The sequence below is a fragment of the Streptomyces roseus genome, from assembly GCF_001044425.1.
GTDB lineage: Bacteria > Actinomycetota > Actinomycetes > Streptomycetales > Streptomycetaceae > Streptomyces > Streptomyces roseus.
Genome location: NZ_LFML01000046.1, coordinates 63,937 through 89,299, shown reverse-complemented (window position 1 = coordinate 89,299; position 25,363 = coordinate 63,937). Strand labels below are relative to the sequence as shown.

Annotated in this window: 21 protein-coding genes and 1 pseudogene; 4 read left to right on the top strand and 18 right to left on the bottom strand. The window is 72.5% G+C overall.

Annotated elements, in window-relative coordinates:
* From pssA to ACS04_RS12295, 9 genes are all read right to left on the bottom strand, one after another.
* Positions 1-738 (bottom strand): CDP-diacylglycerol--serine O-phosphatidyltransferase (pssA, locus tag ACS04_RS12335; RefSeq protein WP_048476595.1); only part of this gene is annotated, 738 nt, incomplete at its 3' end.
* Between the two features lie 34 nt (positions 739-772).
* Positions 773-1,429 (bottom strand): phosphatidylserine decarboxylase, encoded by a 657-nt coding sequence (locus tag ACS04_RS12330; RefSeq protein WP_048476594.1) that lies wholly within the window; start codon positions 1,427-1,429, stop codon positions 773-775.
* A 186-nt stretch (positions 1,430-1,615) separates the two neighbouring features.
* Complete coding sequence (locus ACS04_RS12325; protein WP_048476593.1) at positions 1,616-2,821, bottom strand: acyl-CoA dehydrogenase family protein; 1,206 nt, start codon at positions 2,819-2,821, stop codon at positions 1,616-1,618.
* 2 nt (positions 2,822-2,823) lie between these two features.
* Positions 2,824-3,336 (bottom strand): MaoC family dehydratase, encoded by a 513-nt coding sequence (locus tag ACS04_RS12320; protein ID WP_030010163.1) that lies wholly within the window; start codon positions 3,334-3,336, stop codon positions 2,824-2,826.
* Between the two features lie 5 nt (positions 3,337-3,341).
* Positions 3,342-4,334 (bottom strand): HpcH/HpaI aldolase/citrate lyase family protein, encoded by a 993-nt coding sequence (locus ACS04_RS12315; RefSeq protein WP_048476592.1) that lies wholly within the window; start codon positions 4,332-4,334, stop codon positions 3,342-3,344.
* Positions 4,331-6,382 carry a protein meaA gene (locus ACS04_RS12310; protein WP_048476591.1) on the bottom strand — a complete coding sequence of 684 codons (2,052 nt, stop codon included), beginning with the start codon at positions 6,380-6,382 and terminating at the stop codon, positions 4,331-4,333. The genes ACS04_RS12315 and ACS04_RS12310 overlap by 4 nt, the downstream gene beginning before the upstream one ends.
* A 31-nt stretch (positions 6,383-6,413) precedes the next feature.
* Complete coding sequence (gene ccrA / locus ACS04_RS12305) at positions 6,414-7,751, bottom strand: crotonyl-CoA carboxylase/reductase (protein WP_048476590.1); 1,338 nt, start codon at positions 7,749-7,751, stop codon at positions 6,414-6,416.
* A 434-nt stretch (positions 7,752-8,185) separates the two neighbouring features.
* Positions 8,186-9,013 (bottom strand): TetR family transcriptional regulator, encoded by an 828-nt coding sequence (locus tag ACS04_RS12300; protein ID WP_048476589.1) that lies wholly within the window; start codon positions 9,011-9,013, stop codon positions 8,186-8,188.
* A 175-nt stretch (positions 9,014-9,188) separates the two neighbouring features.
* Positions 9,189-11,003 (bottom strand): 3-hydroxyacyl-CoA dehydrogenase family protein, encoded by a 1,815-nt coding sequence (locus ACS04_RS12295; RefSeq protein ID WP_048476588.1) that lies wholly within the window; start codon positions 11,001-11,003, stop codon positions 9,189-9,191.
* Positions 11,004-11,380: 377 nt separating this feature from the next.
* Between ACS04_RS12295 and ACS04_RS12290 the strand changes: the two genes are divergently transcribed.
* Entirely contained in the window at positions 11,381-11,932 is a 552-nt protein-coding gene (locus ACS04_RS12290) for a HEAT repeat domain-containing protein (protein WP_048476587.1), read from the top strand.
* 16 nt (positions 11,933-11,948) lie between these two features.
* On the opposite strand, the gene ACS04_RS12285 is transcribed toward ACS04_RS12290, so the two are convergent.
* From ACS04_RS12285 to ACS04_RS12270, 4 genes are all read right to left on the bottom strand, one after another.
* Positions 11,949-13,559: an alpha/beta hydrolase gene (locus ACS04_RS12285; protein WP_107438589.1), complete on the bottom strand. Its 1,611-nt coding sequence runs from the start codon at positions 13,557-13,559 to the stop codon at positions 11,949-11,951.
* A gap of 112 nt (positions 13,560-13,671) precedes the next feature.
* On the bottom strand, positions 13,672-14,712 hold the full coding sequence (locus ACS04_RS12280) for an Rv2578c family radical SAM protein (protein WP_048476586.1): 1,041 nt from the start codon (positions 14,710-14,712) through the stop codon (positions 13,672-13,674).
* Between the two features lie 170 nt (positions 14,713-14,882).
* A complete protein-coding gene (locus ACS04_RS12275) occupies positions 14,883-16,850 on the bottom strand; it encodes a DUF5107 domain-containing protein (RefSeq protein ID WP_048476585.1) in 1,968 nt (655 codons plus the stop codon).
* An 89-nt stretch (positions 16,851-16,939) separates the two neighbouring features.
* Positions 16,940-17,497 carry a GNAT family N-acetyltransferase gene (locus ACS04_RS12270; RefSeq protein WP_048476584.1) on the bottom strand — a complete coding sequence of 186 codons (558 nt, stop codon included), beginning with the start codon at positions 17,495-17,497 and terminating at the stop codon, positions 16,940-16,942.
* Between the two features lie 146 nt (positions 17,498-17,643).
* On the opposite strand from ACS04_RS12270, the gene ACS04_RS12265 reads away from it, so the two are divergent.
* Positions 17,644-17,946, top strand: a complete 303-nt coding sequence (locus tag ACS04_RS12265; protein WP_048476583.1) for a hypothetical protein — start codon at positions 17,644-17,646, stop codon at positions 17,944-17,946.
* 180 nt (positions 17,947-18,126) lie between these two features.
* Here ACS04_RS12265 and ACS04_RS12260 read toward each other — a convergent pair whose 3' ends face one another.
* From ACS04_RS12260 to ACS04_RS12240, 5 genes are all read right to left on the bottom strand, one after another.
* Positions 18,127-20,130, bottom strand: coding sequence for a prolyl oligopeptidase family serine peptidase (locus ACS04_RS12260; protein WP_048476582.1), 2,004 nt, complete (start codon positions 20,128-20,130; stop codon positions 18,127-18,129).
* 27 nt (positions 20,131-20,157) lie between these two features.
* Positions 20,158-21,525, bottom strand: coding sequence for a M20/M25/M40 family metallo-hydrolase (locus tag ACS04_RS12255; RefSeq protein WP_398024797.1), 1,368 nt, complete (start codon positions 21,523-21,525; stop codon positions 20,158-20,160).
* Entirely contained in the window at positions 21,518-22,351 is an 834-nt protein-coding gene (locus ACS04_RS12250; RefSeq protein WP_048476610.1) for a M55 family metallopeptidase, read from the bottom strand. The genes ACS04_RS12255 and ACS04_RS12250 overlap by 8 nt, the downstream gene beginning before the upstream one ends.
* Positions 22,352-22,613: 262 nt before the next feature.
* The gene (locus ACS04_RS12245) at positions 22,614-23,057 is read right to left on the bottom strand and encodes an SRPBCC family protein (RefSeq protein WP_030155115.1); all 444 of its coding nucleotides are present in this window, start codon (positions 23,055-23,057) and stop codon (positions 22,614-22,616) included.
* 189 nt (positions 23,058-23,246) lie between these two features.
* Positions 23,247-24,074: a methyltransferase domain-containing protein gene (locus ACS04_RS12240; protein ID WP_048476580.1), complete on the bottom strand. Its 828-nt coding sequence runs from the start codon at positions 24,072-24,074 to the stop codon at positions 23,247-23,249.
* Between the two features lie 194 nt (positions 24,075-24,268).
* Between ACS04_RS12240 and ACS04_RS12235 the strand changes: the two genes are divergently transcribed.
* Positions 24,269-24,910 carry a TIGR03086 family metal-binding protein gene (locus ACS04_RS12235; RefSeq protein WP_078864691.1) on the top strand — a complete coding sequence of 214 codons (642 nt, stop codon included), beginning with the start codon at positions 24,269-24,271 and terminating at the stop codon, positions 24,908-24,910.
* Between the two features lie 123 nt (positions 24,911-25,033).
* Positions 25,034-25,363 (top strand): annotated as a pseudogene (locus tag ACS04_RS12230) (pyridoxal phosphate-dependent aminotransferase); the annotation flags it as partial.

Sequence of the window (25,363 nt, the reverse complement as noted above, 5' to 3'; positions counted from 1 at the left end):
GGCCGCGAGGGCGATCTGCAGGGCGCAGCCCGCCTGGAGCAGCAGCTGACCGCCCGGGGCGTCGAACGCCCAGGCCGCCAGCAGGCCCATGGCCCCGATGATCCAGCTGAGCATCGCCACCGCGAGGACACCCCGCGGCTTGGGGTACTCGACCCGGCTCACCATCAGCCAGGCCACCCCGATGATCGCCAGTAGCGTCGGGATGAACGGCAGCTCCAGCAGCACGATCGAGACGACCGTGAGCGCGCCGAAGGGGCTCGGCATGCCCTGGAACATGCCGTCCTTCATGGTCACGCAGCTGAATCTCGCGAGTCTGAGCACCACGGCCAGCAGCACCACGATCGCGGCCAGCGCCGACATCTTCTGCACCGCGTCGTCGGCGACCATGCCGTACACGAGCACGAAGTACGCGGGAGCCAGGCCGAAGCTGATCAGGTCGGACAGGTTGTCCAGCTCCGCGCCCATCGGCGAGCTGCGCAGCTTGCGGGCCACGATGCCGTCGAAGAGGTCGAAGACCGCGGCGAGCAGCATCAGTATCACCGCCGTGGCGGCGCTGTTGCGGGCCATGCCCGACTCACCGCTGCCGGTGAGGTGCGGGATGAGGATCCCGGTGGTGGTGAAGTACACCGCCATGAATCCGCACGTCGCGTTGCCGAGGGTGAGGGTGTCGGCTATCGACAGCCGCAGCGAGAGCGGCATGTCGTCCTCGGCGGACTCCTCCTCCGCGGCCTCGGGCACCCAGCCGCCCGACGGTGTGGTGGGAGTCTCGGGGTCAGTCACGGTCAATTCGGGTCACCCCCGCGGTGGTGGCCTGTCCGACCTCGACCGCGACCTCGACACCCTCGGGGAGGTAGATGTCGACGCGGGAGCCGAAACGGATCAGACCGATGCGTTCGCCCTGCTCCACCTTGGTGCCGGCCGGCAGGTACGGGACGATGCGGCGTGCGACGGCGCCGGCGATCTGCACCATCTCGATGTCGCCGAGCTCGGTGTCGAAGTGCCAGACAACGCGCTCGTTGTTCTCGCTCTCCTTGTTGAACGCCGGGACGAACCCGCCCGGGATGTGCTCCACGGACGTCACCGTGCCCGCGAGGGGCGCACGGTTGACGTGGACGTTCAGCGGGCTCATGAAGATCGCGACCCGGGTCCGTCCGTCCTTCCACGGCATGATGCTCTGCACCACACCGTCGGCGGGCGAGATGACCCGGCCCTGCGTGATCTCACGCTCGGGGTCGCGGAAGAACCACAGCATGCCCGCCGCGAGAGCGGTGGTGGGCACGGCCACGGCGGCCCAGCGTCCGGACTTGCGGGCCCGGGTGAGGCTGAGCGCAGCGGTGGCGACGGTCGGCAGGAGCCACGGCGATGCTCCGCGTGCGAGACGTCCGTTCAGGATGCCGACGCGAGGTGCAGAGGTTTGGCTGTGGGGCATGGATGACCTTCGTAGCGGGTGATTGCCGCGCCGCAAACAGGGGGACGGGACGGCGGCTTTACTGGAATGCTATCGGTTGCACGCAACAACTGGGCAAGCCAGAAGCCGAGTCGATGGCCGCCAGCCAGTGACTGCCAGTGATTCTTTTGCGGCGAACCCATGGAGGATCCGCCGCAAAAGGGACTTTCAGCCCTGCAGTCGGTACTCCTCGAGCAGGCGCCGACCGATGATCATTTTCTGGATCTCGGCCGTACCCTCACCGATCAGCAGCATCGGTGCCTCGCGGTAGAGGCGCTCGATCTCGTACTCCTTCGAGAACCCGTAGCCGCCATGGATACGGAAGGCGTCCTCGACTACCTCCTTGCAGTATTCGGAGGCGAGGTACTTCGCCATCCCTGCCTCCAGGTCGTTTCGTTCCCCGGAGTCCTTTTTGCGTGCTGCGTTGACCATCATCGCATGGGCGGCCTCGACCTTGGTAGCCATCTCGGCCAGCTTGAACTGGATGGCCTGGTGCTCGGCGATCGCCTTGCCGAAAGTGTGACGTTGCTGGGCATACGAGACACCCAGTTCGAACGCACGCTGAGCGACGCCGCAGCCACGCGCCGCCACGTTGACGCGGCCGACCTCGACCCCGTCCATCATTTGGTAAAACCCTCGGCCCGTCTGGCCTCCGAGGACCCGATTGGCCGGAATGCGCAGTCCGTCCATGATCAGCTCGGTCGTGTCGACGCCCTTGTAGCCCATCTTGTCGATCTTGCCCGGGATGGTCAGGCCCGGACGGACCTCACCGAAGCCCGGCTCCTTCTCGACGAGGAAGGTCGTCATCGACTTGTGGGGCGCCGTGCCCTCGGGGTGTCCTTCGTCACTTCGGACCAGAACGGCCACGAGGGTCGAGGAGCCGCCGTTCGTCAGCCACATCTTCTGGCCGTTCAGGACGTACTCCTCACCGTCCTTCACCGCCTTCGACGTGATGGCCGACACGTCGGAGCCCAGCCCGGGCTCGGACATCGAGAACGCGCCGCGCACCTCGCCCAGCGCCATGCGGGGCAGGAAGTGGTCCTTCTGCTCCTGGGTGCCGTGCTGCTTGAGCATGTACGCCACGATGAAGTGCGTGTTGATGATGCCCGAGACGGACATCCAGCCCCGCGCTATCTCCTCCACGCACAGCGCGTACGTGAGGAGCGACTCACCCAGGCCGCCGTACTCCTCCGGGATCATCAGGCCGAAGAGGCCGAGCTCCTTGAGGCCGTCGACGATCTGCTGCGGGTACTCGTCGCGGTGTTCGAGCTCGGTCGCGACCGGGATGATCTCCTTGTCGACGAACTCCCGGACGGTCTTGAGGATCTCCCGCTGGACGTCGGTCAGCCCGGCGGTCTGGGCGAGTCGGGCCATGGCTACTTCCCCTGTTCCTTCAGCGTGGGGCGGCCGGGCTGCTCGCCGCCGCGCTCCTTGATGTACGTCTCGGTCGGGACCATCACCTTGCGCCGGAAGACGCAGACGAGGGTGCCGTCCTGCTTGTAGCCCTTGGTCTCCACGTACACGATCCCGCGGTCGTTCTTCGACTTCGACGGGGTCTTGTCGAGGACCGTGGTCTCGCCGTAGATCGTGTCGCCGTGGAAGGTCGGCGCCACGTGCCGCAGGGACTCGATCTCCAGGTTGGCGATGGCCTTCCCGGAGACGTCCGGCACGGACATGCCCAGCAGCAGCGAGTAGATGTAGTTGCCCACGACCACGTTCTTGCCGAAGTCGGTCGTGTTCTCGGCGTAATTGCTGTCCATGTGGAGCGGGTGGTGGTTCATGGTCAGCAGACAGAAGAGGTGGTCGTCGTACTCCGTGACCGTCTTCCCGGGCCAGTGCTTGTAGACCGCGCCGACCTCGAACTCCTCGTACGTGCGTCCGAACTGCATGGGACTCAGGCCTCCGCCGTCTTCTCGGTCGCGGGGTGTTCGAACTTGGTGGTGCGCTGCATCCCCGCCGCGCGCCCCTTGCCCGCGATGACCAGGGCCATCTTGCGGCTGGCCTCGTCGATCATCTCGTCGCCGAGCATGGCCGAGCCCTTCTTGCCGCCGGCCTCGGAGGTGCACCAGTCGTACGCGTCGAGGATCAGCTCGGCGTGGTCGTAGTCCTCCTGGGAGGGGGAGAAGACCTCGTTGGCCGCCTCGACCTGGCCCGGGTGCAGCACCCACTTGCCGTCGAAGCCGAGGGCCGCGGCGCGGCCGGCGACCTCGCGGTACCCGTCCACGTTCTTGATCTGGAGGTAGGGGCCGTCGATCGCCTGCAGGTTGTTGGCCCGGGCGGCCATCAGGATCTTCATCAGGATGTAGTGGTAGGCGTCCGCCGGGTAGCCGGGCGGCTGCTCGCCCACGACCAGCGACTTCATGTTGATGGAGGCCATGAAGTCGGCCGGGCCGAAGATGATCGTCTCCACGCGCTGGGAGGCCTGCGCGATCGCGTTGACGTTGTTGAGCCCCTGGGCGTTCTCGATCTGCGCCTCGATGCCGATCTTGCCGACCTCGAAGCCCATCGTCTTCTCGATCTGCGTCAGCAGGAGGTCCAGCGCCACGATCTGCTGGGCGTCCTGGACCTTCGGCAGCATGATGCAGTCGAGGTTCTGGCCGGCGCCCTCCACGACGGTGATGACGTCGCGGTACGTCCAGTGCGTGGTCCAGTCGTTGACGCGCACCACCCGGGTCTTGCCGGTCCAGTCGCCGTTGTTCAGCGCGTCCACGATGGTGTGGCGGGCGCCTTCCTTGGCGAGCGGGGCGCAGGCGTCCTCCAGGTCGAGGAAGACCTGGTCGGCCGGCAGACCCTGGGCCTTCTCCAGGAAACGTGGGTTCGATCCCGGCACCGCGAGGCAGGAGCGGCGCGGCCGCAGCCGGTTCACGGGAGACGTGGGCGTGGTCATGCGGGGACCTCCAGAGGGTCGAGCTTGTTCGCTTTCCGGATCTCGTCGACGATACGGCCGATGATCTCCGTGATACCGAAGTCCTTGGGTGTGAAGACGGCGGCCACTCCGGCCGCCTTGAGGGCGATGGCGTCGGCGTTCGGAATGATGCCGCCGAGGACCACGGGGATGTCACCCGCCCCCGCCGTACGGAGGCGTTCCAGCACGTCCGGCACGAGCGCGCTGTGCGAGCCGGACAGGATGGACAGTCCCACGCAGTGCACGTCCTCGGCCAGCGCCGCCGAGGAGATCTCCTCGGGCGTCAGCCGGATGCCCTGGTAGACCACCTCGAACCCGGCGTCGCGGGCCCGTACGGCGATCTGCTCGGCGCCGTTGGAGTGCCCGTCCAGACCCGGCTTGCCGACCAGCAGGCGCAGCCGGCCGGAGCCCAGGTCCTCGGCGGTACGGGTGACCTTCTCGCGGACCAGGGCCATCGGCGTGCCCTCCTCGGCGGTGACCGCCACCGGGGCCGAGGAGACCCCGGTCGGGGCGCGGAACTCGCCGAACACCTCGCGCAGGGCGTTGGCCCACTCGCCGGTGGTGACACCGGCGCGGGCGCACTCCAAGGTGGCCTCCATCAGGTTCTCGGTCCCGGCGGCGGCCTCCTTGAGCCGGTCCAGGGCCTGCATCACCGTCGGGAAGACGAAGGGGTCGCCGTTCCCCTGCCGGTCCGAGGACTCCTGCCGCTCGGCCCGCCAGCGGACGATCCGCTCCACGGTCAGCGCCTCGGTGGCCGGGTCGACCGTCATGATGGCGCCGTCCAGGTCGGCCGTCAGCGGGTTCTCCTCGGTCTGCTCGAAGCAGTTGACGCCGACGATCTTGTCCTGGCCGGCCTCGATCCGGGCGCGCCGCTCGGCGTGCGAGGCGACCAGCTCGCCCTTCAGGTACCCGGACTCGACGGCGGCCATCGCGCCGCCCATCTCCTGGATCCGGTCGATCTCGGCCAGGCAGTCGGCGACCAGGGAGTCGACTTTGGCCTCGATGACGTGGGATCCGGCGAAGATGTCCTCGTACTCCAGTAGATCGCTCTCGTGCGCCAGGACCTGCTGGATGCGCAGCGACCACTGCTGGTCCCAGGGCCGGGGCAGGCCCAGCGCCTCGTTCCAGGCGGGCAGCTGCACGGCGCGGGCCCGGGCGTCCTTGGAGAGCGTGACCGCGAGCATCTCCAGCACGATGCGCTGGACGTTGTTCTCCGGCTGCGCCTCGGTCAGCCCGAGGGAGTTGACCTGGACGCCGTACCGGAAGCGGCGCTGCTTGGCGTTCTCGATGCCGTAGCGCTCGCGGGTGACCTGGTCCCAGATGCGGCCGAAGGCGCGCATCTTGCACATCTCCTCGATGAAGCGGACGCCCGCGTTCACGAAGAACGAGATACGGGCGACCACCTCGCCGAAGCGCTCCTCGGGCACCTGGCCCGAGTCGCGCACCGAGTCCAGCACGGCGATCGCCGTCGACATCGCGTACGAGATCTCCTGGACCGGGGTGGCCCCCGCCTCCTGGAGGTGGTACGAGCAGATGTTGATCGGGTTCCACTTCGGGATGTGGTTGACCGTGTACGCGATCATGTCCGTCGTCAGGCGGAGCGAGGGCCCGGGCGGGAAGACGTGCGTCCCGCGCGAGAGGTACTCCTTGACGATGTCGTTCTGGGTGGTGCCCTGGAGCTGGGCGATGTCAGCGCCCTGCTCCTCGGCGGCCACCTGGTAGAGCGCCAGCAGCCACATGGCGGTGGCGTTGATCGTCATCGAGGTGTTCATCTGCTCCAGGGGGATGTCCTGGAACAGCCGCCGCATGTCGCCCAGATGGGAGACCGGGACCCCGACCCGGCCCACCTCGCCGCGGGCGAGGATGTGGTCGGGGTCGTAGCCGGTCTGCGTCGGGAGGTCGAACGCGACCGACAGGCCGGTCTGGCCCTTGGCGAGGTTGCGGCGGTACAGCTCGTTGGACGCCTCGGCCGTGGAGTGGCCGGCGTACGTCCGCATGAGCCACGGACGGTCTTTCTGGCGCTCTGTCATCTCAGGCTGTCCCTTTGGCCCTTGAACGATCTCAGACGTTGCGGAAGCGGTTGATCGCGTCGAGGTGCGTCGCGCGCATCTCGTGGTCGCGCACGCCCAGGCCCTCCTCGGGGGCCAGCGCCAGGACGCCGACCTTGCCCTGGTGGAGGTTGCGGTGGACGTCGTAGGCGGCCTGGCCGGTCTCCTCCAGGGAGTAGACCTTGGACAGCGTGGGGTGGATCTTGCCCTTGGCGATCAGGCGGTTGGCCTCCCACGCCTCGCGGTAGTTGGCGAAGTGCGAGCCGATGATGCGCTTGAGCGACATCCACAGGTAGCGGTTGTCGTACTCGTGCATGTAGCCCGAGGTGGAGGCGCAGGTGGTGATGGTGCCGCCCTTGCGCGTGACGTAGACCGAGGCGCCGAAGGTCTCGCGGCCCGGGTGCTCGAAGACGATGTCGATGTCCTCGCCGCCGGTCAGCTCGCGGATGCGCTTGCCGAAGCGCTTCCACTCCTTCGGGTCCTGGGTGTTCTCGTCCTTCCAGAACTTGTAGCCCTCGGCGTTGCGGTCGATGATCGACGTCGCGCCCATCGCGCGGCAGATGTCCGCCTTCTGCTCGCTGGAGACGACGCAGATCGGGTTGGCGCCGCCGGCGAGGGCGAACTGGGTGGCGTACGAGCCGAGTCCGCCGCTGGCGCCCCAGATCAGGACGTTGTCGCCCTGCTTCATGCCGGCGCCGTTGCGGGAGACCAGCTGGCGGTAGGCGGTGGAGTTGACCAGGCCGGGGGAGGCGGCCTCCTCCCAGCTGAGGTGGTCCGGCTTGGGCATCAGCTGGTTCGACTTGACCAGGGCGATCTCCGCGAGGCCGCCGAAGTTCGTCTCGAAGCCCCAGATGCGCTGCTCGGGGTCGAGCATCGTGTCGTTGTGGCCGTCGGAGGACTCCAGCTCCACGGAGAGGCAGTGCGCGACGACCTCGTCGCCCGGCTTCCAGGAGTTGACCCCGGGTCCGGTGCGCAGCACGACGCCCGCGAGGTCGGAGCCGATGACGTGGTACGGGAGGTCGTGGCGCTTGCTGAGGTCGCTCAGCTTGCCGTAACGCTCCAGGAAGCTGAAGGTCGACACCGGCTCGAAGATCGACGTCCAGACCGAGTTGTAGTTGACCGAGGAGGCCATGACGGCCACCAGGGCCTCGCCCGGGCCGAGCTCGGGCACCGGGACCTGGTCGAGGTGCAGGGACTTGCGCGGGTCCTTCTCACGGGTGGTGAGCCCCGCGAACATCTCCGCCTCGTCCTTGTGCACGGTGATCGCGCGGTAGGAGTCGGGGAGCGGCAGGGCCGCGAAGTCGGCGGCCGTAGCGGCCTGCGACTGGATCGCGTCGAGGATGTCCTTCACGGTGTTGCCTCCGGCGAGCGCTGTTGAGGGTGCGCTGAGGGATACGCGGGTGCGCGGTACGGGTGTGGTGGGGGTGGTGCTGAGGTACTGCGGGCCGTCGGTCCGGGGGGACCCCCCCTCGGCCGGGGCCGCGGGGAGAGCTGTGGTGCTGGCGCGACGCCCGTGGTGGGGCGTGCGCGCGGGGCCTGGTGACGCAGGCATCCGGGGCGCGGTTCGTGCCGAGTGGGCGTGGACCGCGGGGACATCCGGACGAGATTCAACGTATGGCACCCCGTGTCACTCAGCAAGGCACCGCGTGCCAAAACTTTCTCTCATTTGCCTATTGACCTGCGCAGATGAGCGATGATCGATCAGTGTTACCCGCGAGTAGGGGCAAGTCGGACAAACAAAAGTGGCCGCCCCCGGAACGGGAGCGGCCACTGTGACGTGTGCGACTACTGCTTATTTCTGAGCGCTTCCTCGATGGTCCGCATGACCTCGTCGAGCGGGGCGTCCGTACGGGCCACGGCCACCAGCACCTCGCCCTGGGTACGGACCTGCGCCGGCGCGGCCGGTGCCGGGGACGGCGCGGTGCTCAGGGTGCGGCCCGCACCGATGCCCGTGCCGAAGGTCTTGCGCACGATCGAGAAGGCGTGGTCCAACTGCGCCTCCACGTCCCCCTGGCCGCCCGCCCGCAGCCAGCGCCGCAGCACGTGGTTGTGGGCCGTCACGACCGCCGACGCGGCCACCTCGGCCAGCAGCGGGTCGTCGTTGCCGTCGTGGTGGTCGGTCTCGTCGAAGTGGGCCAGCAGGTAGCGGGTGAACAGCCGCTCGTACCGGGCCACCGAGGCGATCTCGCGCTCCCGCAGCGCCGGCACCTCGCGGGTCAGCCGGTAGCGCTCCACCGACACCGCCGGCGAGGCGGCGTACATCTTCATGACTTCCTTGATCCCGCGGCACACCGTGTCGAGCGGGTGCTCGTGCGCCGGGGCCACGTCCAGGACCGCCTCGGCCCGGGTCAGGGTGTCGTCGTGATCCGGGAAGATCGCCTCTTCCTTGGAGCGGAAGTGCCGGAAGAAGGTCCTGCGCGCCACCCCCGCCGTCGCGGCGATCTCGTCGACCGTCGTCGCCTCGTACCCCTTGGTCGCGAACAGCTCCATGGCCGCGGCGGCGAGCTCGCGGCGCATCTTGAGCCGCTGTGCGGCCGCCTTGGTGCCGGCCGGGCTCTCCGTGCTGTCGGACGCCGTGGCGGCGCGGGGCGAGGTCTTGGCGGGCTGGGACATAGAGCGAAAGTACTTCATTCGCGCGGGGGAGCGCGCCTGAGGGGGGTGGGGCGGGGGTGGATGCGGGGGAGGGCCCGCACTGGGCTCGGAAGGTACGGCCTGCCGTGAGGGTGCGGCAGACCCGAGCAGCCCTCCCCACGCATCCGGCTCTGGGGGCACCTGGCCGGGGCGCTGATTACCGGCGGGCGTACTCACGGAATCCGCGGCCGGTCTTGCGGCCCAGGCAGCCCGCCGCCACCAGGTGCTCCAGCAGCGGGGAGGGGGCCAGGCCGGGATCGCGGAACTCCTTGTGGAGCACCTTCTCGATCGCCAGCGAGACGTCCAGGCCGACGACGTCCAGGAGCTCGAAGGGGCCCATCGGGTACCCGCCGCCCAGCCTCATCGCGGCGTCGATGTCGTCGAGGCTCGCATAGTGCTGCTCGACCATCTTCACGGCGTTGTTCAAGTACGGGAACAGCAGCGCGTTCACGATGAAGCCGGCCCGGTCCCCGCAGTCCACCGGGTGCTTGCGCACCTTGACGCAGATCTCGCGGACCGTGGCGTGCACGTCGTCCGCGGTCAGGACGGTGCGGACCACCTCGACCAGCTTCATCGCCGGCGCCGGGTTGAAGAAGTGCATGCCGATCACGTCCTGGGGACGCGAGGTCACGCGGGCGATCGCGATCACCGGCAGCGAGGAGGTCGTGGTGGCCAGCACCGCACCCGGCCTGCAGACCTTGTCGAGGGCGGCGAACAGCTCCTGCTTGACCGCCAGGTCCTCGGCGACGGCCTCCACGGCCAGGTCCACGTCGGCGAAGGCGTCCAGCGAGCCGACCGGGCTGATCCGCTCCAGCGTCTGCGCCGCGTTCTCCGCGGTCAGCCGGCCCTTGGACACCGCACGGTCCAAGGACTTGCCGATCGCGGCCTTCGCGGCCGACGCCTTCTCCTGGCTGCGGGCGGCGAGCACCACCGCGAAGCCCGCCTGCGCGAAGACCTGCGCGATGCCGCTCGCCATGGTGCCGGAGCCGGCCACGCCGACCTTGGCGACCGGGCGGCCCTCGGCGAGCCCGGCCCCGTCCGGCGGGGTCTGCGCGTCGCGGACGATCGTGGAGCCGCCCGGCTCGGCGTACGTGTAGAAGCCGCGCCCGGACTTCTGCCCGGTCAGGCCGGCCTCGGCGAGGTGGCCCAGGATCGGGGCCGGGGCGTGCAGCCGGTCGCCGGAGGAGGCGTACATGGCCTCCAGGACGGTGCGCGCGGTGTCCACGCCGATCAGGTCGAGCAGCGCGAGCGGGCCCATCGGCAGACCGCAGCCGAGCCGCATCGCCGCGTCGATGTCCTCGCGGGAGGCGTACTTCGACTCGTACATCGCGGCGGCCTGGTTGAGGTACCCGAAGAGCAGGCCGTCCGCGACGAAGCCGGGACGGTCGCCGACGGAGACGGGCTCCTTGCCGAGCTCGCGGGCCAGCACCGTGACGGCCTCGACGGCCGGCGGGGCGGTCAGGACGCTGGAGACCACCTCGACCAGCTTCATCGCCGGGGCCGGGTTGAAGAAGTGCAGACCGAGGACGCGCTCGGGGCGCTGGGATTCGGCGGCGAGGCGGGTCACCGAGAGCGCGTTCGTGCCGGTGGCCAGGACCGTGTCCGGGCGGACGATCGCGTCGAGCTCGCGGAAGAGCCGCTGCTTGACCTCGTAGTCCTCCGGGACGACCTCGATGACGAGGTCGGCGTCGGCCGCGGCGGACAGCTCGGTGAAGGTGCGGAAGCGGGCGAGGACGCCCTCGCGCTCCTGCTCGGTGAGGCGCTCGCGGGCCACCGAACGGGCCGTGGCGGCCGCGAGGGCGGCGGTGGCCCGGCGGGTGGCGGCCTCGCTGATGTCGATGCCGATGACCTCGCGGCCGGCCTGGGCGAGGACCTCGGCGATGCCGGTGCCCATGGTGCCGAGGCCGACGACGGCGATGGTCTGGAGGGCGGACTGGCCGGTGGACTGACTGGACGTGGACGGAAGGTCCATCGCGGGACTCCAGTGGAAGAGGGTGACGACTGAGGGCGCCGCACGGCGCACGACGCGCGGCGGGAGATCCGGCCCGTCGGAAAGCGCGGGGCGGAGTACGGCGGACCCTGTCCCGGGGCCGCGCCGTACGGAAAGGCGGCATAGGTGGCTGGTAGCTGTGCACGGGAGTCGTACGAGCTACCGGACCGACTGGTACGGGGCGGCTGCGTCACCAGGCCGGCCTCGTACGTTGATGCGAGCGTAACCCTCCGGTAACTGCCGCGCCAGAGCGCGGAGATGTGACCTGTACCGCCCGAATGTACCGATCATCGATCATCGATCAGCCGGCTGTCGCAAACCCGGCGTGGCGACGGCGCGGCCACCCTAGGGTGGGCCGGGTGAACGACGTGCTGGAGCGCCTGAGAACGGAAGCCGGGGAGTCCCCGCGGTACGAGGAACTGCTCGCGGCGGACCCCGACGCGCTGGCCGCCTCCCTGACCTCGGCCGGCCTGCCCCTGTGGGCCCGCGAACTGGCCGCGTACCGCCTCGGCCTGGCCGGGGACCGGCGGGCCTTCGAGCCGCTGGTCCTGCTCCTCAACCACCGCGACCCGCCGCGCTGCGCGGCCGCCGCCGAGGCGCTGGCCGCCCTGGGCGACCCGCGTACGGCCCGCGCGGCGGCGGCCCTCGCCTCCAACACCCTGCGCACGGCCTACGCCCTCCAGCCCGTACGGCTCCTCGCGAAGCTGCGCGCCCCCGAATCGGCGCCGGTCCTGATGGCGACGCTGTCCCGGCTGCTGTCGCCGCACGAGCCGTACTGGCGGGTGGCCCTGGCCTGCGTCGAGGGCCTGGGCGCCCTCGGCGACCCGCGCGCCCGCGAGGTCCTCTCCCGGGCCCAGTCCCACCCCCGCCTGGCGGTGGCGGCCACCTCGGCCCTGCGCACGCTGGGCTGAAGCGGCCGCGCCGGGTTCAGCCGCGGTACCCCAGGAGGCCGTGGAGGGCCGTGCCGCCCGCCGTGGGCGGGATCGCGCGGGTGGCCGCCGTGGGCTTCGGGGCCGCCTGGGCCGGGCAGGCCGCGTCCGACGCCTGTCCGCTGCGCAGGTACGCCGCCACCTTCTCGTCCAGGCACTTGTTGCCGCTGAGGGCTACCCCGTGGTTGCCGCCGCCCTCCTCGACCACCAGGGCCGAGCCCTTCAGCTTCTCCTTCATGCTCAGCGCCCCCTCGAACGGGGTCGCCGCGTCCTCTGTCGCCTGGAGCAGCAGGGCCGGCGGAAGGGCGGCGTTGGTCACGTCCGGCGCTGCCAGCGGCTCCGTCCGCCAGAACGCGCACGGCGCGTTGTACCAGGCGTTGTTCCAGGTCATGAACGGGGCCTTCGCGTGGGTGCGCCACATGTCCGCGCGCCACTGGTTCCAGTCCTTCGGCCAGGCCGAGTCCCTGCACTGCACCGCCGTGTACACGCTGTAGCTGTTGCCCGCGGAGGGCTCCACCGCCCCGAACCGCTCGTAGGCCGCCACCAGCGGCTTCGGGTCCCCGGCCGCCGCGTAGGCCGAGAAGGCCTCGGCGAGGACCGGCCAGTAGCCGTTGTAGTAGCCGCCCGGCATGTACGTGTCCTCCAGCTCGGCCGGGCCCACCTTGCCGCCCGCCGGTGCCCCGCGCAGGGCGTCGCGCATCGCGTACCAGCGCTCCTCGACCCCCGCCGGGTCGGTGCCCAGCCCGTACTTCTCGTCGTACCGGGCCACCCAGGCCAGGAAGGCCTTGTGCCGGGCGTCGAAGGCCCGGTCCTGCGCGAGGTTGTCCTCGTACCAGACCCCGCCCGGGTCGACCACGGAGTCCAGGACGAGGCGGTGCACCCGGTCCGGGTGGAGTTTGGCGTACACCGCGCCCAGGTAGGTCCCGTAGGAGTAGCCGAAGTAGCTGAGCTTCGCGGCACCGAGGGCCCCGCGCAGCACCTCGATGTCGCGGGCGGCCGAGACGGTGCCGATGTAGGGGAGCACGTCCGCGTGCTTGGTCTGGCAGGACTCGGCGAAGGACTTCACCCGCTCCAGGTTGGCCTGCTCGGTCTGCGGGTCGAGCGGTACGGAGTCCGGGCGCACGGGGGTGAAGTGCCCGGGCCCGCAGTCCAGGGCGGGCTCGCTCTTGCCGACGCCGCGGGGGTCGAAGCCGATCACGTCGTACTGGGCCGCCACGTCCTTCGGCAGCGCGGAGGCCACGAACCCGGCCAGGGCGCGGCCGCTGCCGCCCGGCCCGCCCGGGTTGACGAGCAGCGGGCCCTGCGAGGTGGCGGCGGTGTGCGGGACCCGGGTCAGGGCCAGCGAGATCTGCCGGCCGGCCGGGTGGTCGTGGTCGAGCGGGACCTTGAGGGAGGCGCACTGCAGCGTCGGGTAGCGCGGGGTCGCGCAGCCGGTCCAGCGCACGGCGGCGGAGGGCGCCGCGGCCGTGGGCGTGGCGCCCGCCGGGCTCGTGACGACGGCGGCAGCGGTCGCGGTGGCGACCGACAGCAGGACGGCGGCGCGCTTCGTCAGCGGGCCGCGCTTCTTCGCGGGGTGCGCGGGGTGCGCAGGGTTCGCGGGGTGGAGCATGGGGCCTCCCAGCCGAGGGTTCTGGGCGGAATCGTCCCGGAAACCACGGCCGGAAGGCGGCATTGGGCCACGGATTGGCCCGATGTGATGAGCTTTCAGGGGCCGTACGAGGTCACAGGAGGCTGAGTTGGACCGGCTCGGCGGCCACCGGCCCGGGCGGTCGCTCGGGGACGGGGATCCGGCGGGCCGCGCCCCGCCGGGAGGGCCCGATGCCGAATTCGGCGGCCAGCTCGTGGACTTGCCGGGTGATCCGGCGCTGGTACCAGGTGGGTGCGTAGGAGCCGCCCGCGTACATCCGCTCGTACCGCGCGAGGAGGTGGGGGTGGTGGGCGCCGAGCCACGCCGTGAACCATTCGCGGGCGCCCGGACGCAGATGGAGTACCAGGGGTGTCACGGAGGTCGCCCCGGACTCGGCGACGGCCCGGACGGTGGCCCGCAGCTGCTCGGGGGAGTCCCCGAGGAAGGGGATGACCGGGGCCATCAGCACCCCGCACTCGATCCCGGCTCCGGTGAGGGCGCGTACGGCGGCGAGCCGGGCGGCGGGGGAGGGGGTGCCGGGTTCGACGGTGCGCCACAGCTCGGTGTCGGTGAAGCCGACGGATACGGAGATGCCGACGTCGGTGACCTCGGCGGCCCGCCGCAGGAGGGGGAGGTCGCGCAGGATCAGCGTCCCCTTGGTCAGGATGGAGAAGGGGTTGGCCCGCTCCAGCAGGGCCTCGATGATCCCGGGCATCAGCCGGTAGCGGCCCTCGGCGCGCTGGTAGCAGTCGACGTTGGTGCCCATGGCGACGTGCGCGCCCGCCCACCGGGGTGCGGCGAGTTCGCGGCGCAGCACCTCGGGGGCGTTGGTCTTGACGACGATCTGGGAGTCGAAGCCGATGCCGGTGTCGAGGTCGAGGTAGCTGTGCGTCTTGCGGGCGAAGCAGTACACGCAGGCGTGGCTGCATCCGCGGTACGGGTTGACCGTCCATTCGAACGGCATGCGCGAGGCACCGGGCACCCGGTTGAGGACCGAGCGGGCGCGGACCTCGTGGAAGGTGATCCCCCGGAACTCGGGGGTGTCGAAGGTCCGGGTGACGACGGAGGCGGCCCCGAAGAGCGCTCCCGTCCGCTCCGGGGCCCCGGGCCCGTCCGTCAGATTGTCCCAGCGCATGAGCGCCTCCCTCGGTGTTCTCACCCAGAGAATAGAACAAACGTTCCCATGATCGTGCGGGAGCGGCGGCGGCCCGGGGCCTGGGGCGGCCCGGGACCGGGGACGGGGGCGCCGGGGCCCGGGACCGGGGGCGGGGGCGCCGGGGCGTGTCCGCCCGGGGTGGAGAGCCGCTACGTCGGCGGCCGCATGCGGAAGTCGTACGTCGCGGGGAGCGGCCGGTGCGTTATCCGCGACCAGACCTCCGACAGGATCTCCTCGCCCTCGCGGAGGTCCGCCAGCTCGAAGCCGTCCTCGAACACCCGGCGGGCCGCGCCCGCATGCCCCTCCGCCGCCAGCAGCCGCGCGGCCAGCAGCCGGAACCGGCCTTCCTCGCGGAGCGCCGGCCGCAGCCGGTCCCACACCGCCCGCGCCGCCGGCAGCCGGCCGGCCGCCAGCAGCGCCGTCATCGCCTCCCGCCCCAGCGCCGACTCCGCGGCCGTCCAGAGCTCACCGCCCCGGCTCTCCTCGGCCAGGTCCTCGAAGGCCTCGGCGTACCGCTGCGCCGCCCGCGCCGTATCGCCGGCCAGCGCGTCCGCCACCGCGAGGCAGCGCAGCAGCGGCCACCGCGAGGGTGCCAGCTTCAGCCCGCGCTCCCAGCTGCGCACCGCCTGAGCCACGTCGCCCGCGTGCCACTGGGCCACGCCCAGGTGGTACTCGGTCAGCGGATCCGCCGGGGCCGTCTCCAGCATGTCCCGCCAGTGCGGGGCGACCAGGCTGGGCCCCGGCGGCGCCACCCGCCGCGGCGCGGGGAAGACCCCGGTGCGCCACAGCTCCAGCCAGGGCGCCTGGGCCTCGCCGAGCCCCGCTTCCTCGAACGGGGTGCCGGGCAGGTGGAACCCGCCGCACAGCACCTCCAGGGCGCCCCAGCCCGAGCCCGCCGCCAGCCGCTCCCCGGGTTCCGTGTCGGCGCACCCGCGCCACGCCTCGTACGCCTCGTCGACCCGCTCCGCGGGCAGCGCGGCGGCGAGGGCCTCCTCCGCGGCGCGCCGCGCCGCCGGCCAGTCGGGGCCGTGCACCGGCTCCGGGTCCGCGGTCAGCGGTCCGTACGCCTCCAGCCAGCTGAACTCCGCGCCGGCCTCCAGCCGTACGTGCTCCAGCTGGGTCCGGGCGAGCCCGGCCTGGATCTCGGCGTACCCCCCGGTCCCGGGCTCGGTCAGCCACTCCTGCCAGCGGCGGCCGCCCTCCCCGGAACCCCACACGAACAGCTTGCGTCCGCGCAGCCGGGCCGTGGAGGTCTGGACGAGCCCGCGCCCCCCGGCGTCCAGCGAGGCGATCCAGGGCCGGGCGCCCTCCGGGACCTCGTAGAAGAAGTCGGCCGGGTACTCGCTGCGCAGCGGGTACGTACGGTCCTGGTCCTCCCACCGGGGCACGGGGATCCGGCGCAGCGAGCGCTCGTACCCGAAGTGCCAGGCCTCGTCGGCGGGGGCGAGCACCCGGGTGCCGGGGTCCTCGGGGACGGCGATGTTGGACCACCAGTACACGGGGGCGGGCCGCTCGTGGGGATTGCGGACGCGGACGCCCACGTACAGGAACGCGGAGTCCTCCGGCAGCCACAGGTCCACCTGGAACGGCAGGTCGCGCAGCCGCTCCCACTCCCAGAGCCGGACCATCACGCCTCCGTCGGGCGCCGGGACGAGGGCGGCGTGCAGCGGGGCGCACGAGAGGGTGGTGTGGCCGGTGGCCCCGAAGTTCCACTCGATGCCGCCCGAGAACCAGGCGCCGTTGAGGGCGAAGTTGGCGGGCTGGAACACCGGGTTGCGGTAGAGCAGTTCACGGCCGGTGGGCACGTGCACCAGGGAGTGGACGCGGCCGCCGAGCCCGGGCAGCACGGTGACGCGCAGGTGCGCGTTCTCCAGGACGACGGCCTCGAACGCGGATTCCTGCCTGTGCCGCCGGTACCCGTCCCGCAGCCGTACGGGGAGCAGCGAGCGCAGCGGCTCGTAGCCGATCTGGCGGGCCATGTCGCGCGGCAGTCCCTCGCGCGATCGCTCGTCCAGCGTGTGCGCGTCGGCGGGCGCGCGCAGGACGGGCAGGGGGTTCTCGGGGCCCAACGGGGCTGCGGGCAGGTTCAGTACGGCGCGGCGGACGGTGGTGGCCATGCAGGAAATGGAACACTCCGGGGCGGTCGGTGCACAGGGGTTCCGCAGATCATCACCGGTCAGGATTGCGCAAAGCCCTGGCCGGAGCGCTACGCCCCGGGCATCCCGGCGGTGATCGCCCAGCGTTCGTGGTCGCGCCAGGCTCCGTCGACGAAGAGGAAGTCCGGCGAGAACCCCTCCTGCCGGAACCCGGCCCCGCGGACCAGCGCGAGGGAGGCCGCGTTGTCCGGCTGGATGTTGGCCTCCAGCCGGTGCAGCCCCAGCCCCCCCTCGTCCTCGGGGGCGAAGGCGTGGGCCACCGCGAGCGGCAGCGCCTCCCGGAACAGGCCCCGCCCGGCGGAGTGTGCGAAGGCTCCGTAGCCGAGGGCCCCGCAGTCGAAGGCGCCGTAGACGATGTTGTTGACGTTGACGAAGCCCGCGATGGCCCCGGTGCCGCGCTCGCAGACAAGGAAGCCCACCCGCCCGTCGCCCTCGATCAGCGCGCTCGCGTACGCCTCGTACTCCTCGGTCGTCGTCGGCGGGTTCAGCCAGGGGTGGTGGAGGTGGCGGCTCTCGCGCACGCGTGCGGTGAACTCGGGGCCGTCGGCGAGCCGGAAGGGCCGCAGCCCGACGCGCTCCCCCTCGCGGAGGTACGTGAAGGATGACATCCGACCAGGCTAGGAGCTGGGGCAGCCGCCCCGGCGCCACCTTCGCCGCCGACACGGGAACGGCGCGCGCCCGACGCCGCAGGGCCCACCTGCGGCCGCGCTGCTAAAATAGGGTGATTCTGCCCAAATCGGGTGGAGGTGAGCGCGTGAGGAACTCCCGGGCACGCCGGTCCACGGCCCTGCTGGCGCCCTGCGTCGCCCTCGTGATCGCGGCGGGCGGCTTCGGCCCGGCCGCCGGCGCGCAGGCGCGCACCGACCCGTCGCCCGTACCCGTTCCCGTGCCGACGATGAAGGCGCCCGCCCCCACCCGCATCCCCTCGCCGCTGAAACGGATCCGGCCGGCGGTCTTCCGAACCACCGTCGAGCGCGCGGCGAAGGAGTCGACGCTTCCCGGCGCCGCCGTGCTGCCGCGCACCCCGCAGGGCGCGTACCGGGCGGTCGGCTGCTGAAGACGCCCCGGCGGGGTCTGCGACCACACCGGCGCACCCGAACTCACCGCGACGCTCGACGCCGACCCGGGCGCGGCGCGGACCCGGCAGCAGGTGCTGGTCCCGGCGTCCCGGCGGCAGTGGCTCCGCGGCCCCCAGACCGGGGACCGCGCCGCAGGCCGGGGCCGGCCGCTGAGGCGCCTACCGCTGCGCCGCCGGGTCCGGCTCCAGTGCCAGTCGCGGGACGTCCGTCCGCTCGATGCCGAACACCTGCGCGTAGAGGGAGAGTTCCGCCTCCAGCGCGCGGACCATGGTCTCCGCCCGCCGGAACCCGTGCCCCTCGCCCTCGAAGGCGACGTACGCGTGCGGCACCGGCCGCCCGCGCAGCGCGGCCAGGAACCGCTCCGCCTGGGCGGGCGGGCAGACCGGGTCCTCCAGGCCCTGGAGCAGGACGAAGGGCGCGGTGATCCGCCCGGCGCGGGCCAGCGGCGAGCGCTCCCGGCACCGTACGGCGAGGGTCTGCGGGGGCCCGGCCAGGCCGTCGATGTAGTGGGACTCCAGGTCGTGGGTCTCCTCGGCGAAGCCCAGCAGGTCCAGCACGGGGTAGATGACGGCCGCGCAGGCGTACAGGTCGGTGGCGGCCAGCGAGGCCGCCGCCGTCCAGCCGCCCGCGCTGGCGCCGCGGATGGCGAGCCGCGCCGGGTCCGCGGTGCCCTCGGCGGCCAGCGCCCGCGCCACCGCCGCGCAGTCCTCCACGTCCACGACGCCCCACTGCTCGCGCAGCCGCTCCCGGTAGGCGCGCCCGTAGCCGCTGGAACCGCCGTAGTTCACCTCGGCCACGCCGATGCCGCGCGAGGTGAAGTACGCGATGTGCAGGTCGAGTACGGGCGGCACGTGGTCCGTGGGGCCGCCGTGCGCCCACACCACGTACGGGGGCAGTTCGTCGGCGGGGGCGCGCCGCGCCGGGTGGTGCGGCGGGTAGATGTGGGCGTGGATCTCCCGGCCGCCCGGGCCGAGGAAGGTCCGGCTCTGCGGTTCCGGGTAGTACGCGGGGTCCACCGGGTCCACCCCGGCCGCGCCGACCACCCGGGCGTGCCCGGACTCGACGTCGAGCTCGACCACCTCGTAGGCGCTGCGCGGGCTGGCCGCGACCCCGTACACGCGGTTGCCGTGCGCGGCGAGCGTCGGCTGCCAGGCCGTCCACGGTCCGGCGGCGTCCACCAGGTCGCCGGTCTCCGGGTCGAGGACGCCGAGCACGGAGGCGCCCTGGCCGTGCAGGACGGCGACGAGCCCGCCGGGGAGCGGGGCCAGCCAGCTCAGCCCCGGCTTCCACAGGGGGCCGCCGAACTCCTCCTCGCGCGGGCACAGGTCGACGGCCTCGCCGGTCTCCGGGTCCACCCGGTACGGGTTCCACCAGCCGCTGCGGTCGCTGACGGCGAGGAGGGCCCCGTCCGGGGTCCACTCCACCTGGGCGACGGACTCCTCGGGGCCGCCGAGTACGGTGCGGGCCCCGGTCAGCGTCCCGTCGGGCCCGACCTCGGCCAGCCGTACCTCGGTGCCGTCCCACGGCATCCGGGGGTGGTCCCACACCAGCCAGGCCGCCCGCAGCCCGTCGGGGGAGAGGCGGGGCCCGGTGGTGAACCGGTGCCGGTCGTCGGTCAGTTCGCGCACGAGGGAGCGGTCCTCGGCGGCCGAGCCGTCCAGCGGTACGGCCGCCAGCACCCGGCGCACGTCGGTCGGCGCCGGGCCGGTGAACTCCTCCAGCACGCACCAGACTTCGCCGTCGCGCAGGACGGGGTCGGCCCAGCGCAGTCCGCCGCCGACCGGGGAGAGCGGGGTGAGGGGCCGCGGGGCGCCGCCGCCGGGCGCATCGGGCTCGTAGGCGTACATCCGCTGGTCGGCGAAGTGGACGAACACCAACAGGGGCCCGCCCGAGGGGCGTTCGGCGCCCACCCAGGGGCGGCCGCCGTACTCGGTGACCCGGCTGCGGACGTTCCACGGGGGCGGCAGCACCGAGACCTCGGGCCCGCCGTCGGCCGGCCGGCGCACCAGGGTGCGGCGGCCGCCCTCGGCCGGGCGGGGCTCGGTCCACCACACCTCGGGGCCGACGGTGCCCACGTACTCGGGCCGCCCGTCGAGCGAGGCGGCGACGGCCGCGTCGATGGGCGAGGGCCAGCTGCCGTAGGGCCCGGTCGGCACCGCCATCACCGGATCACCATCACAGAATCACCATCACAGGGTCCGCAGGGCGTGATCGAGGACGCGTACGCCGAAGTGCAGGGCGTCGACGGGGACCCGCTCGTCCACGCCGTGGAAGAGGGACCAGTAGTCGAAGCCGGGTGGCAGCTTCAGCGGGGAGAAGCCGTATCCGGTGATCCCGAGCCGGGAGAACTGCTTGGCGTCGGTGCCGCCGGCCATGCAGAACGGCACCACGTGGCCCTCTGGGTCGAAGCGCTCCACCGACTCGCGCAGGATCCCGAACGTCCGCCCGTCCACGGGGGCTTCGAGGGCCACCTCCCGGTGGTGGAACTCCCAGGTGACGTCGGGGCCGGTGAGCTCGTCGAGGGTGGCGATGAACTCGGCCTCGGTGCCCGGCAGGGTCCGGCCGTCGACGTACGCGGTGGCCGTGCCCGGGATGACGTTGAGCTTGTAACCGGCCCTGAACATGGTCGGGTTGGCGCTGTTGCGCACCGTCGCCTCGACGAGGATGCCGGCCGGTCCCAGCTTGCCGAGGACGGCGTCGAGGTCGAACCCGCGGGCGCCGGGGTCGACCGACAGACCCTGGAGGGCGGCGAGTCGGGTGATGCAGGCGGCGACCGTGCCGGTGAGCCGGACGGGCCAGCGGTACTCGCCGATCCGGGCCACGGCGGCGGCGAGCCGGCTGACGGCATTGGCCCGGTTGGGCTTGGAGCCGTGCCCCGTGGTGCCGTGGGCCGTCAACTTGAGCCAGGCGGTGCCGCGTTCACCTGCGGCGATCGGGTAGAGGGCCTGGCCGGGCCCGTTGTGCACCGTGAAGGCCCCGGATTCGCTCAGGCCCTCCGTGCAGCCCTCGAAGAGGTGCGCGTGCCGGTCGGCGAGGAATCCCGAGCCGTCGACGGCGCTGTCCTCCTCGTCGGCGGTGTAGGCGATCACGATGTCCCGGCGGGGTCTGACCCCTGCCCGCGCCCAGGCCCGTACGACGGCCAGCACCATCGCGTCCATGTTCTTCATGTCGACGGCGCCGCGGCCCCAGACCACCCCGTCGCGGATCTCCCCGGAGAAGGGGTCCACGCTCCAGTCGGCGGCCTCGGCGGGCACCACGTCGAGGTGGCCGTGGACGAGGAGGGCCTCGGCGCCGGGGTCGGTGCCCTCGATCCGGGCCACCACGTTGGTGCGGCCGGGCGTGCGCTCCAGCAGGACCGGCTCCGCGCCGGCCGCGGCCAGCCGCTCGGCGACGTACTCGGCCGCGGGACGCTCACGGCAGTCGCCGCCGCCCCGGTTCGTGGTGTCGATGCGGATCAGACCGGAGGTGAAATCGACGGCTTCGTCGAGCGCGATCCGGTCCACGGGGGACTCCCGGTCCGCCGGGGACTCCTGGGTGAGTGCGGGCATGTCAGCCATACTGCTCCTCCACGGCCGCCGAGACGACCGTCGTGACCGCCTTGAAGGTCCGGATCCCCTCGTACATCGTCTCGCTGGTGTACGCGACCCTGCGTTCCCCGAAGCGTTCGGCGCCCGGGACGACGGTGGCGGCCATCGCCAGGTGTGCGGCGTCGAACTCCAGCTCCACCGTGTACGGACCGCCGCGCACGGGATCCCGGCGTACGGCGAGGGCCGTGGCCTGCTTGGCGGCGGCCCGGATGTCGGCGGCGGTACGGGCCGGGGTGCGGCAGACGGCGGCGTAGCGCGAGACGTGGTCCTTGACGGCGACCTTCAGCGCCTCCGGGGCGTAGCCCCCGGCGTCGACGCAGGTCAGGTCGTCTCCGGTGACGAGGATGACGGGCACCCCGTACTCGGCGACGACGTGGGCGTTGAGCAGGCCCTCGCTCGCCCGGGTCCCGTTCAGCCAGACCCCGGTGATGGAGTTGGCCAGGTAGGTGTGGGCGAGGACGCCCTCGGAGCCGGCGCCGGTGTGGTAGCCGACGAACGCGATGCCGTCGACGTCCCCGTGCTGCACGCCCTCCACCATGGTGAGGTTCTTGTGGCGGCCGGTGAGCATCTCGGCCCGCTCGTCGAGCTGTTCCAGCAGCAGGTTGCGCATGGTCCAGTGGGCCTCGTTGACGAGGACCTCGTCGGCGCCGCCGTCGAAGAAGCCGAGGACGGCCGCGTTCACGTCGGAGGTGAACATGGGCCGGCAGCGTTCCCACTGGGGGGTGCCGGGCAGGACGTCCGCGGGCCATGTGACGCCCGTGGCGCCTTCCATGTCGGCGGAGACGAGAATCTTCATCGGGCCCCCCGGGCGGTCGGCTGCGCACGGCGCGTCCGCGCGGGGCCGGCCGAGGCGGACGGCGGCGTCCGCGCGGGCTTCCACGCCGATTCCGCGCAGGGTCCCAGCCTAGCCGCCGGGGCCCGCCGCGGCCCGGGGCCACGCCCGGGCCGGGGGCTCACATCAACGGGGAAATCCACCCGATCCGGTGAGCCGCCCGGCATCGGCGCCGGCGTCGGGCCATACGCGCCGGGCGTACGCCGCGGCTCGGCAACGGCCTTGCTCAGCCCTCGACTTCGGCGGCCAGGTTGGCCAGCAGCGTGTCGTAGATGCGGCCGAGGCCCTTGGGGGCGAAGGTGCGCTCGAAGAACCCGCCGATGCCGCCGGCGCCGTTCCAGACGGTGGTGACCACGGCCTTGGACCTGCCCTCGCCCGCCGGGGTGACGACCCAGGTGGTGACCATGGTGGAGTTGCGGTCCTTCTCCACGAGCTGGCCGTCGGTCGGCTCGGTGACCTCCAGCAGGCAGTCGCGTACGCGTTTGCTGGTGGCCTGGAGCTTCCAGTGGACGAGGGTGCCCTCGCCGTCGCCGCCCTCGCGCACCTCGTACTCGCTGAAGTGCTCGGGCAGCAGCTTCCCCCGGGTCCCGGTGTAGTCCGCCAGCGCGTCGAACACGGTCTCCGCGTCAGCCGCGATGATCCGCTCCGTGGTGGCCTCGACCTGCGCCATAGCTGTTCCTCCAGCAGTTGTGTCCGCTCGTCGCGGCAAGCCAACCACCTCCGGGGCACGGGCCCAAATCCGGGTCGCGGGCAACGCTTCCCGCCCGGTGCGGTGAACCGTTCCCGCCCGGTCCGGCGGACCCCTCCCGTCCGGTCCGGCGGACGCTCGCGGCGACCGGGGACGGGACGGGACGGGGCGTCAGGCCCGGGCCAGGATCTCGCCGTTCAGGACCGAGAACCAGGCGTCCGGGGCGGCGGCCCAGCGGTGCCACGCCTCGCCGATCGCGGCCAGGCCCTCGGGGGAGGCGTGGCCGGAGGCCGTCGCGAGGGAGGCGTACGCCGAGGCCGTCGTGCGGTCCGCCCACAGCGAGGACCACCACGCCGTCTCCTCCCGGGTGGCGAAGCACCAGGCCGTCGCCGACGGTGCCACCTTCGAGAACCCGGCCTCCCGCGCCCAGGACAGCAGGCGGCGCCCGGCGTCCGGTTCGCCGCCGTTCGCGCGGGCCACCCGCCGGTACAGGCCCAGCCACTCGTCCAGGCCCGGCTCGGCCGGGTACCAGGTCATCGCCGCGTAGTCGGCGTCGCGGGCGGCCACGATCCCGCCCGGCCGGCACACCCGGCGCATCTCCCGCAGGGCCCGTACGGGGTCGCCGACGTGCTGGAGCACCTGGTGGGCGTGGACCACGTCGAAGGAGTCGTCCGGGAAGGGGAGCGCGTGGACGTCGGCGGTGGCGAAGGTGACCGCATCGGCCAGGCCTCGCTCCCGCGCGTACCGCGCGGCCTGCTCCAGGACGTCCCCCGCCGCGTCGACCGCCGTCACCCGGCCGTCCGGCGCGACCAGTTCCGCCAGGTCCGCCGTGATCGTGCCGGGACCGCAGCCCACGTCCAGGACCGCCATCCCCGGGCGCAGTTCGCCGATCAGGTACGCGGCCGAGTTCGCGGCGGTGCGCCAGCGATGCGAGCGCAGTACGGATTCGTGGTGCCCGTGCGTGTAGACGGCGGTTTCCCCGGTCTCCTCGGCGTGCATGAGCCGACTCCCTCTGGTCGTCGAAGCGTTGTGATCACCGTAGGGGATACGTTCGATGGATGAGATATGCGTTTTGACATATGGACAGGGCTCTTGTGTCGCAAGCCGTTCGGGCAGCTCGGTGGCAGGGGGAGAGGGGTGCGAGGACAGTGGGCCCCAGAGATCCGGCCCCCTGGCAGAGGACGGTGAGCGCCATGCCGGACACGCGGGACACGGGCGGGGACGGGGGCGGGGGCGGGGGCGGGAGCGCGAGCGCGGACGCGGCCTGGCGCGGGCTTCTCGAACGGCACGCCGAGGCCCTGCGGCTCTTCGGCGAGCGGGTGCGCGCCGTCGGGGACGGCCAGTGGGGCGACCCGACCCCTTGCACCGAATGGACCGTCCGCGACCTGGTCGAGCACGTCACCGGCGAGCAGCTCTGGATCCCGCCGATGGTCACCGAGGGGCGCACCATCGAGGAGATCGGCGACGCCTTCTCCGGAGACGTCCTCGGCGGGGACCCGGTCGGCGCCTGGGAGCGGGCCGCGGGTGCCGCGCACGCCGCGTTCACCGCGCCCGGGGCGCTGGACCGCACCGTCAGGCTCTCGTACGGGCCGGCGCTGGGGCGGGCGTACTGCGCCGAGCTGACCGCCGACTGCGTCGTGCACGCCTGGGACCTCTCGCGGGGCATCGGAGCCGACGACCGGCTCCCGGGCGGCCTCGTCGAGTTCGCCCTCAAGGAGGTCATGCCCTACGCCGACGGGCTGGCGGCCGGCGGTCTGTTCGCCGCGCCCCTGGAGGTGCCGGCGGGCGCGAACGCCCAGACCCGGCTGCTGGCCCTGGTGGGCAGGCGGGGGTGAGCCGCCCGCCGCCGGGCGGCGGGCGACAACAGGCACACCACCGCGAACCGCCGTATAAAGGGCATGTTCGAGGCGGTGGTCGGCCGACGAGGGACCGATGCGGAACGCGGAAGGCGGGGAGAGGTGCCGGGGACGCAGCGCACGGCGGAGGGCCGCGGTCCGGTCCGCTACGGGCCGCCCGCGCCCGAGCCCGGCCTGCCCGTGCTCCCCGAGCTCACCGCCGTGATCGCCGCGGCCGCCGGGCGCGCCGCGCCCGAACCCCCGGGCGGCGGCGCGCCCGTACGCGAGGCCGCCTGCCGGCACTGGGGGCGGCGCGGGCTCCCGACCGCGCCGGAGAACGTGGCCGCCGGGCCCGGCGCGCCCGCCCTGCTGCTGGCGCTGCTCGGCGCGTACGGGGGAGACGTGATGCTGCCCCGGCCCTGCCCCGCGTGGTGGACCCCCCAGGTCCGGCTG

Bases quoted from the DNA above. Each gene is read 5' to 3' on its own strand.
- ACS04_RS12330 (WP_048476594.1), bottom strand. From the start codon at position 1,429: ATGCCCCACAGCCAAACCTCTGCACCTCGCGTCGGCATCCTGAACGGA.
- ACS04_RS12325 (WP_048476593.1), bottom strand. From the start codon at position 2,821: ATGGCCCGACTCGCCCAGACCGCCGGGCTGACCGACGTCCAGCGGGAG.
- ACS04_RS12320 (WP_030010163.1), bottom strand. From the start codon at position 3,336: ATGCAGTTCGGACGCACGTACGAGGAGTTCGAGGTCGGCGCGGTCTAC.
- ACS04_RS12315 (WP_048476592.1), bottom strand. From the start codon at position 4,334: ATGACCACGCCCACGTCTCCCGTGAACCGGCTGCGGCCGCGCCGCTCC.
- ACS04_RS12310 (WP_048476591.1), bottom strand. From the start codon at position 6,382: ATGACAGAGCGCCAGAAAGACCGTCCGTGGCTCATGCGGACGTACGCC.
- ACS04_RS12300 (WP_048476589.1), bottom strand. From the start codon at position 9,013: ATGTCCCAGCCCGCCAAGACCTCGCCCCGCGCCGCCACGGCGTCCGAC.
- ACS04_RS12295 (WP_048476588.1), bottom strand. From the start codon at position 11,003: ATGGACCTTCCGTCCACGTCCAGTCAGTCCACCGGCCAGTCCGCCCTC.
- ACS04_RS12285 (WP_107438589.1), bottom strand. From the start codon at position 13,559: ATGCTCCACCCCGCGAACCCTGCGCACCCCGCGCACCCCGCGAAGAAG.
- ACS04_RS12280 (WP_048476586.1), bottom strand. From the start codon at position 14,712: ATGCGCTGGGACAATCTGACGGACGGGCCCGGGGCCCCGGAGCGGACG.
- ACS04_RS12275 (WP_048476585.1), bottom strand. From the start codon at position 16,850: ATGGCCACCACCGTCCGCCGCGCCGTACTGAACCTGCCCGCAGCCCCG.
- ACS04_RS12270 (WP_048476584.1), bottom strand. From the start codon at position 17,497: ATGTCATCCTTCACGTACCTCCGCGAGGGGGAGCGCGTCGGGCTGCGG.
- ACS04_RS12260 (WP_048476582.1), bottom strand. From the start codon at position 20,130: ATGGCGGTGCCGACCGGGCCCTACGGCAGCTGGCCCTCGCCCATCGAC.
- ACS04_RS12255 (WP_398024797.1), bottom strand. From the start codon at position 21,525: ATGGCTGACATGCCCGCACTCACCCAGGAGTCCCCGGCGGACCGGGAG.
- ACS04_RS12250 (WP_048476610.1), bottom strand. From the start codon at position 22,351: ATGAAGATTCTCGTCTCCGCCGACATGGAAGGCGCCACGGGCGTCACA.
- ACS04_RS12245 (WP_030155115.1), bottom strand. From the start codon at position 23,057: ATGGCGCAGGTCGAGGCCACCACGGAGCGGATCATCGCGGCTGACGCG.
- ACS04_RS12240 (WP_048476580.1), bottom strand. From the start codon at position 24,074: ATGCACGCCGAGGAGACCGGGGAAACCGCCGTCTACACGCACGGGCAC.
- ACS04_RS12235 (WP_078864691.1), top strand. From the start codon at position 24,269: ATGCCGGACACGCGGGACACGGGCGGGGACGGGGGCGGGGGCGGGGGC.